10 protein-coding genes and 1 pseudogene are annotated in these 6,160 nt (G+C 49.9%); all 11 read right to left on the bottom strand.

The features are described 5' to 3' along the window. A pseudogene (locus H627_RS0116300) lies at positions 1 to 551 on the bottom strand (hypothetical protein); the annotation flags it as partial. Positions 552 to 556: 5 nt separating this feature from the next. Continuing rightward, entirely contained in the window at positions 557 to 772 is a 216-nt protein-coding gene (locus H627_RS20300; protein ID WP_152319438.1) for a hypothetical protein, read from the bottom strand. Further along, positions 769 to 1,053, bottom strand: a complete 285-nt coding sequence (locus H627_RS0116295) for a hypothetical protein (RefSeq protein WP_027828499.1) — start codon at positions 1,051 to 1,053, stop codon at positions 769 to 771. The genes H627_RS20300 and H627_RS0116295 overlap by 4 nt, the downstream gene beginning before the upstream one ends. Beyond that, entirely contained in the window at positions 1,050 to 1,481 is a 432-nt protein-coding gene (locus H627_RS0116290) for a RusA family crossover junction endodeoxyribonuclease (protein ID WP_027829764.1), read from the bottom strand. The genes H627_RS0116295 and H627_RS0116290 overlap by 4 nt, the downstream gene beginning before the upstream one ends. Then, on the bottom strand, positions 1,478 to 2,002 hold the full coding sequence (locus H627_RS0116285; protein ID WP_027829763.1) for a hypothetical protein: 525 nt from the start codon (positions 2,000 to 2,002) through the stop codon (positions 1,478 to 1,480). Before H627_RS0116285 ends, H627_RS0116290 begins: the two co-directional genes overlap by 4 nt. 11 nt (positions 2,003 to 2,013) lie before the next feature. Beyond that, positions 2,014 to 2,424 carry a single-stranded DNA-binding protein gene (gene ssb, locus H627_RS0116280; protein ID WP_027829762.1) on the bottom strand — a complete coding sequence of 137 codons (411 nt, stop codon included), beginning with the start codon at positions 2,422 to 2,424 and terminating at the stop codon, positions 2,014 to 2,016. A 147-nt stretch (positions 2,425 to 2,571) separates the two neighbouring features. Next, positions 2,572 to 3,402 (bottom strand): ATP-binding protein, encoded by an 831-nt coding sequence (locus H627_RS0116270; RefSeq protein ID WP_226999156.1) that lies wholly within the window; start codon positions 3,400 to 3,402, stop codon positions 2,572 to 2,574. Further along, a complete protein-coding gene (locus tag H627_RS20405) occupies positions 3,374 to 4,078 on the bottom strand; it encodes a conserved phage C-terminal domain-containing protein (RefSeq protein WP_035441483.1) in 705 nt (234 codons plus the stop codon). The genes H627_RS0116270 and H627_RS20405 overlap by 29 nt, the downstream gene beginning before the upstream one ends. Continuing rightward, positions 4,065 to 4,766 (bottom strand): putative HNHc nuclease, encoded by a 702-nt coding sequence (locus H627_RS18925; protein ID WP_051225527.1) that lies wholly within the window; start codon positions 4,764 to 4,766, stop codon positions 4,065 to 4,067. The genes H627_RS20405 and H627_RS18925 overlap by 14 nt, the downstream gene beginning before the upstream one ends. Further along, the gene (locus H627_RS19525; RefSeq protein WP_051225525.1) at positions 4,766 to 5,455 is read right to left on the bottom strand and encodes an ERF family protein; all 690 of its coding nucleotides are present in this window, start codon (positions 5,453 to 5,455) and stop codon (positions 4,766 to 4,768) included. The genes H627_RS18925 and H627_RS19525 overlap by 1 nt, the downstream gene beginning before the upstream one ends. A gap of 79 nt (positions 5,456 to 5,534) precedes the next feature. After that, on the bottom strand, positions 5,535 to 6,160 hold a 626-nt coding region (locus H627_RS0116245), incomplete at its 5' end, for a DUF1351 domain-containing protein (protein ID WP_162143248.1).

Genomic DNA, 6,160 nt, shown 5'->3' with positions numbered 1-6,160 from the left:
TCATCGTCAATCACCTCTTCGCGTTCACAGTTTTCCAGATGCCACTGCTTGATTTCGTCCATCGTGAACTCTGTTTCTGGCTGACCAGCACCGCCTTGCACAAATGATAGGGTGCCGTCGTCACGCTTCCAGTAGAACAATGCCGGCAGGTCAATACCGTAAACCTTAACTCGGTAAAGTTTATCTGACTTTGGAACCCAGCCATACCGTGCAGCATCAATCAGCTTCCGGTAGGAGTCTGGTATTCTGCCCCACCAGTCAGAGAGCTGACGGAAGCCAGCATTGTCGTTTGTGTCGTTTGCTTTGTTTACAAGGTCAAGCAAAGCGTAGTCAACTGAACTGCCCTCACTATTGCTGGGCTGATTGGCAACCAGCTTATCCCATTGCTCGCCAACTGCTTTAGGCAGGACAACTTTCTTGTGCTCCGGTTCGATGGCATCAACGATATTGAGCACATATGCTTTAACGTTGGCGACAAGTTCCAAGTGGTTACGCGATAAAAACTCATTTAATACGGACCGTGCCTCTTCTTTGCTCATCTTATCAGTCATTGCTTTCATTCTCCTTGTCTGTTGATTAGTTCTACCGTCTCTGGTAATGCAGTTCCGATGAATCTCCAGCGAGTCACTTGCTTGGCTTTTCTAAGCAGTCCAACATTTTCCGGCACGCACAGTACAAGGTGATCTATCCATTGTTTGTCATGCCAATGTCCAATCACCCGGCAAGGAACGCCCTTGTAACGGACCCAGTCGCCAACATCATAACTGTTCATCCGATCCGCTCCCGTACACGATTAGCGGTCATCCAGTTATGAACTCTTTCAAATTCGTACAACGTGGCGTCTCGTCGCATGTCAGGCAGCTGGGCATCAATAGGAGCGTTGGCCTTAGCGATAAACATCGGCTCATCTAAGCCGACCTTAGTGCTTTCTGGGCGTCGAGCCATTGTCCGTCGTTCGAGCTTATCGTTAAGATACCGATGTGCATCAACGATGGTGTTAAACTCACCGCCATACTGTTTCCGAGATTTAATGCCGATAATCACATAACTCATATTTCCTGCTCCTCTTCAAGTTCCTCTACTTCCATAATCGCCCGAGGCCGGTCGCTATACTTCTTAACGATATAGGCTTTAACGATCTGATTGTCGTCATGCCACACAATCCCCGTGCAGGCGTCTGTGATGGCCTTGTAATAATTATCCAGATCAGGCTTGATGGCTGGCCATACCTTGCCATCTAGTTTTGCCTGCTTTAGCCTCTGTGAGCCGCTCGACTGTATCCGCCGGTAAATATACACAGTTACCTCTAATGGGCCCGTAAATGGCTCTCTGGACGCCATAGAGGCACGTGCGTATATGGCTACCTTTTGCTTGTAGGCTCGTGACTTAGGTGGGTCATATGTGCTAACAAATTTGCCTCTACGGGCAAAGCGTGGCCGGCCTTGCGCCACTGGTGTTCCCGGCACTTCAACGCGAATCATTTCGGTGCCTCGTACCAGTTGCCCTGGCTGTCCTGATACCAGCACCCGCGTTCGATCAGCCATGGACCGACAACTGCTTTTCTGTCGATACGCCACAGTGCTTTTGTCACGCTGGTATCGGATCGCATGGCGGCCGGCGACGTGTAGTATCCAGTCTTCCCAGTTGCCGTGTTGGTTGCCCGCCAGTAATAGCGCCGGTGAGCCTGCAGACCAAATCGCATAAGATCATGTGATACAACGGATCGGCTAATTCCTAGCTTGGCCCCGATCTGCCAGTTAGCATATCCTTGATCAATGAGTCTTGGGTATATCTGTTTGCGCTTTTTGATGGCTTCTAACTGGCGCTTTTTAGTGCCGCTGACCTTGGCTGGGCGCTTGTTTGCCTTTTTCTCTTTTATGCCGCCAAGCAGTTCGCGTACTTGCTGCCACTCTGGCGCGTCTTCTGGTACGCGCTTGTCCAACAGTTTGGCAGCTAGCAGACGGCCCACTGTCTGGCGCTCCTTATGTGTCATAGTGCTCATCTAATAGCCTCCTAGAACGGTAGATCATCGCCACTAATTATCGGTGTCTGATCGTCATTCCGCTGCTGTGACTGATGGTTGTTTTGTCTTGGCTGTGTGCCGCCGCTCTTGCTTTCCAAAAAATCAAAGTGATCAACAACAATATCGGTGGTGTAGACACGTTGGCCTTGTTTATTGTCATAACTGCCAGTCTGAATTTGACCCGTGATGCTGATTAACGATCCCTTGTGCGTGTATTTGCTCAATACATCAGCGTTACGCCAGACTTGGCAAGAAATAAAGTCTGCATCCACATTGCCCTGTGCGTTCTTGTAACTTCTGTTAACGGCGAGGATAAACTGTCCAACCTCCTTGCCTGATTGTGTTTTTCGTAAGTCAACATCTCTTGTCAACCGCCCAATTAGTGCTACTTGATTAAGCATCCTGTTTTTCCTCCTTCTCAGGTCCATATCCTTGGCTTCCTCGATATGCCTTGTTGCACTGCGGACACGGTTCAACCATGTACCCGCCAATGTCTGGCTGTTCAACCCAGATGACGCCACGGCCACCGCATAACTTGCACTCACTCATCAAAATAGGTCCTCTCTCTTGTCCGGCGTTGCATCAGTAAATTTGATGACACCATCGTTTTTTGCTACGCCCCAATACATGCGGGACAGCAGCTTGGGATTGTAAATCTTAGTCAACTGCTTACTGGTCAGATTGGTGGTGATGATTGTGCGGCCGCGCCGCTTGTTCAGCAGCCCAAACAACAACTGCTGCACCCAATCACTTGCCTCGGTATTGTCCCGCTTAAAAGATGCCTCTGACCCCAGGTCATCCAGCACCAACAGATTAGCGGTGCTGATAAGGCGTGTGACATTTTCTTCCGTGTACCAGCTTCCGCGATTGTTAAAACTATCCTTGACCCGTCGCACCAGCTCATTGATTGATACAAACAGGCATGCCGCCTCTGGTTTGATGTTGTCATTGACCGCATGCAGCATCGCCATGGCGAGATGTGTCTTACCGGTGCCGGGATTTCCGGTCAAAATCGTGTTTGCCTGATAATCGTTATGGAGATACTTGCCAGCAATCTGGCGAGCCTTAGCACGATTGGCTGCGGCCTCCGTGTTGGGTTGAGTCACGTAGTTGGCAAAGTTGCAACTGGCGGCATCGGGATCGTCAAAAATTGAGTCCAGTCTCAACACGTCCTTGGTTGTCCTCTCATGGCGTTTTTCCATGTGGTGGGTGATTACGCCTTGAGTTCGTTGCTCAATGGCAGACGCCGCGCAAATGGGGCAAAACGGTGCTTGTCCGGGGAGCTGCACCATCTTCTGCTGGGGATGTTTAGGACACATCTCATCCAACACTTGCAGCTTGTCCAGCAGGTCAAAACTCAACGCCTCCATATGATTCATCGCCTTTCTGCTGCTCTTCGTGCGGCGCATAAGGCACGCTGTTGACGTAGCCCTCAAACTTGGACGCACGGAATATTGTCGATGGCCGGATATATTGATCCATCTTCGTGTCCCGCCATCCGGCACAGACGTGATCAATGGCAGCTTTAATATCGTCAACAGTAGCGCCATCGCTCAAACGTGTCTTGATCAAACTGCGGTTGGTAGGTGTGTCCCGATAGTGTTTGCCGCTCTTTTGGTTCAGATACTGAATAAATCCCGCGTAATCCGGTTCGGGACGTTGTCCGGTGCTAACCGGACTATGGTTCTTATTAACTCTTGTATTATTAATACTTGTACTATTACCTTGCCCGTTTTTGGGCATAGGGGTATGCCCATTTTCGGGTATAGGGTATGCCCGAATTCGGATATACCTATTTTCTATCTCTTTGGTTCCCTCTTTGTACTGAACACTGCGTTTGATGTACCCGCCAGATTCTAATGAGTGCAGCCAGCGTTGAACAGTTGTTTGTCCAACGTTATAGAGATTCATGAAATACTGGTCTTTGGCCCAGCAAAATCCTTTTTTGTTGCTCAGTGCAGTGATTTCTCCGTAAAGCAACTTGGCACCAGGCGTAATTTTTTCATCATACCTAATATTTGCCGGGATAATTGCATAGTAATTAGGCTGTTCCATCTGTGCCCCTCCTTTCATCAAATTCATCGAATTGTGCTTGCGTGTTGAGCTTAAGTGATCTAATTGTTTTGTCGTCCAGCTTGACTGGTTTAATGTGGTACATATCCGTGAAGCTGGTGACACCCATTTCATGCCGGATCGTGTGATGAATGCGACAGAGCGGAAGAAAGTACCGGCCACGATTGTCGATGTGGTTGCGATTGTTGCCCATTCCGACAGTTGTCACATGATCAATATCAGCCGGCTTGCCGCAGATGATGCATTTCCGATGACGGAGGCATTGGATAGTCAGATGATAGTCTGTGGGGATCATATCCCATGTCTTGAGCGTCCACGGGATGTCATTGGCAAATCCCCAGTCCAGCATTGCCGTGATAAAGCCTGCTGCCGTACTCATTGAGCAGTCCGCCATGCTAAACCAGTCAGCACCAGTGCGAATCATGTACTCTGCTTTCATCAATTGCTCCATTTCCTGCGGAAGATATCCTGTGTAGCTGGCGAAATCGTTAATCAACGCCCACGCCTTCTTGCGCTGATCTGGCGAGATATGCCGACCATCATTGATTGCTACTTGAGCACTCAGTATTTTTCCATCGCTTAGTTTGGCAATCTGTAGCATGTCCAGATCATCGTCGGAAACGATTGTAATTTCTCTCCCTTTGATATTCTTGACATGCCCAGTAATCATTATTTAGCCTCTTTCTCCCGATGCAGCTCGAGCAACTTGTTCGCTGGGTTGTTCTTGATAAACAGCTTGACCTGTCCAGCTTCTTTGGGCGACAAATCCTTAATGTTGGCCGTCCTGCTCTTCGTTTTGAGAAGAATCCATGCCCAAACCTTGGCGTCATTCATTCCCAACTGCTTGGCATAATCACTTACCAGTTGCTCCAGAACGACTAGCTCATTTGGCTGGATACATTGTGCTGGCTGCGCCTGCTGTGTACCGCTTGCTCGCCTGCCATCTGCTAGATTGGCATCCTGCCTTCGGCTTGCTGTATCACCGTCGTCGTCTGTGTCTGATGTGATTCCAAACGCAGCTGACAACGAGTATCGGCGAGCATAGGTGATGGCGGAACCGCCTGCCTGTGCGTCCTGTTTGGCCATTGGCAGTGTGAGGCCATCCAGTTCTAACCACTCCCCACTTTCATGCGTAATGACAGTAGTGACGGTAATACTCTTGTCGCCTCCTGAGACGCTTTGTGTGTAAGACAGGCCCGTTCCATGAATGCCCTTGTCTACAGCTTCCACAACACCCTCCAGGGGTACATACTTGTTCTTTAAGAACGGGTTTGTTTTGTCCTTAACTGGCTGAACTAGCTGACTACGGAACAGTACCAAAGCACTTGCGAGATTTTTGATTGAGTCAGAATGTTTCATATGTCGCCCTCCTCATCCATTCGTTCCAGATACCGTCGAATCTCGTCGTCGCTCATGCGATCCATCTCTTCAAGCGACATTACTTCACCGTCCAGGACATATCGTTCGCAGTCATGTAGGCTGTGAGAGCGGCCATTTCGTACGGCGTGGCAGAGACTTCGATAACGTAGCTGTACTTATCGGGCACGGCGTCCATGACCTCACCGGTTTCCGTGTCCACCACTTGCTCACCGACCTTTTTTTGGTGCAGGGCGTCAATGGCTGCTTGTGCTTCCTGACGCTGCTTCTTGGCTGATGCCTCCTGCTTCTGCTGCTCAGCATAGTTGTCCATCCGAGCCATGACGTCGGTCATCTCAACGCCCTGGTCAACCAGCCCAAGCCAGCCGCCAGCGTCAACATCCAATGCCTTGGCGTAATGAGCAATTGCGTTTCGGTCAGCCTCATGCTTTTCCTTCTGGCTTTTGACGAAATCGGCTGCGGCCGCAATTTGACGGGTGCGCTCAATGCTGGATAATGACTTGTTTTCCCAGTGCTGATCGTACTGAATGTCATCCGGTACCAAGCCACGTGATTCCGTGATGGTCTTGATCTCCTGACGCACGGCTTCTTCCCGTTCTTGCCGCTGCCGTTCTTCCAAGCCCTTCACGCCTTCGTCAATCGGGGCAATGGCCTGGTCAATGATGCTAGTCAGTGCATCCACCTTGT

Source organism: Schleiferilactobacillus harbinensis DSM 16991 (assembly GCF_000425885.1).
Classification (GTDB): domain Bacteria; phylum Bacillota; class Bacilli; order Lactobacillales; family Lactobacillaceae; genus Schleiferilactobacillus; species Schleiferilactobacillus harbinensis.
The sequence above is the reverse complement of the archived record's forward strand: the minus strand, read 5'-3'. Positions and strand labels throughout refer to the sequence as shown.

Coding starts and splice junctions, on each gene's coding strand:
- H627_RS20300 (WP_152319438.1), bottom strand. CDS start 772: ATGAACAGTTATGATGTTGGCGACTGGGTCCGTTACAAGGGCGTTCCT.
- H627_RS0116295 (WP_027828499.1), bottom strand. CDS start 1,053: ATGAGTTATGTGATTATCGGCATTAAATCTCGGAAACAGTATGGCGGT.
- H627_RS0116290 (WP_027829764.1), bottom strand. CDS start 1,481: ATGATTCGCGTTGAAGTGCCGGGAACACCAGTGGCGCAAGGCCGGCCA.
- H627_RS0116285 (WP_027829763.1), bottom strand. CDS start 2,002: ATGAGCACTATGACACATAAGGAGCGCCAGACAGTGGGCCGTCTGCTA.
- ssb (WP_027829762.1), bottom strand. CDS start 2,424: ATGCTTAATCAAGTAGCACTAATTGGGCGGTTGACAAGAGATGTTGAC.
- H627_RS0116270 (WP_226999156.1), bottom strand. CDS start 3,402: ATGAATCATATGGAGGCGTTGAGTTTTGACCTGCTGGACAAGCTGCAA.
- H627_RS20405 (WP_035441483.1), bottom strand. CDS start 4,078: ATGGAACAGCCTAATTACTATGCAATTATCCCGGCAAATATTAGGTAT.
- H627_RS18925 (WP_051225527.1), bottom strand. CDS start 4,766: ATGATTACTGGGCATGTCAAGAATATCAAAGGGAGAGAAATTACAATC.
- H627_RS19525 (WP_051225525.1), bottom strand. CDS start 5,455: ATGAAACATTCTGACTCAATCAAAAATCTCGCAAGTGCTTTGGTACTG.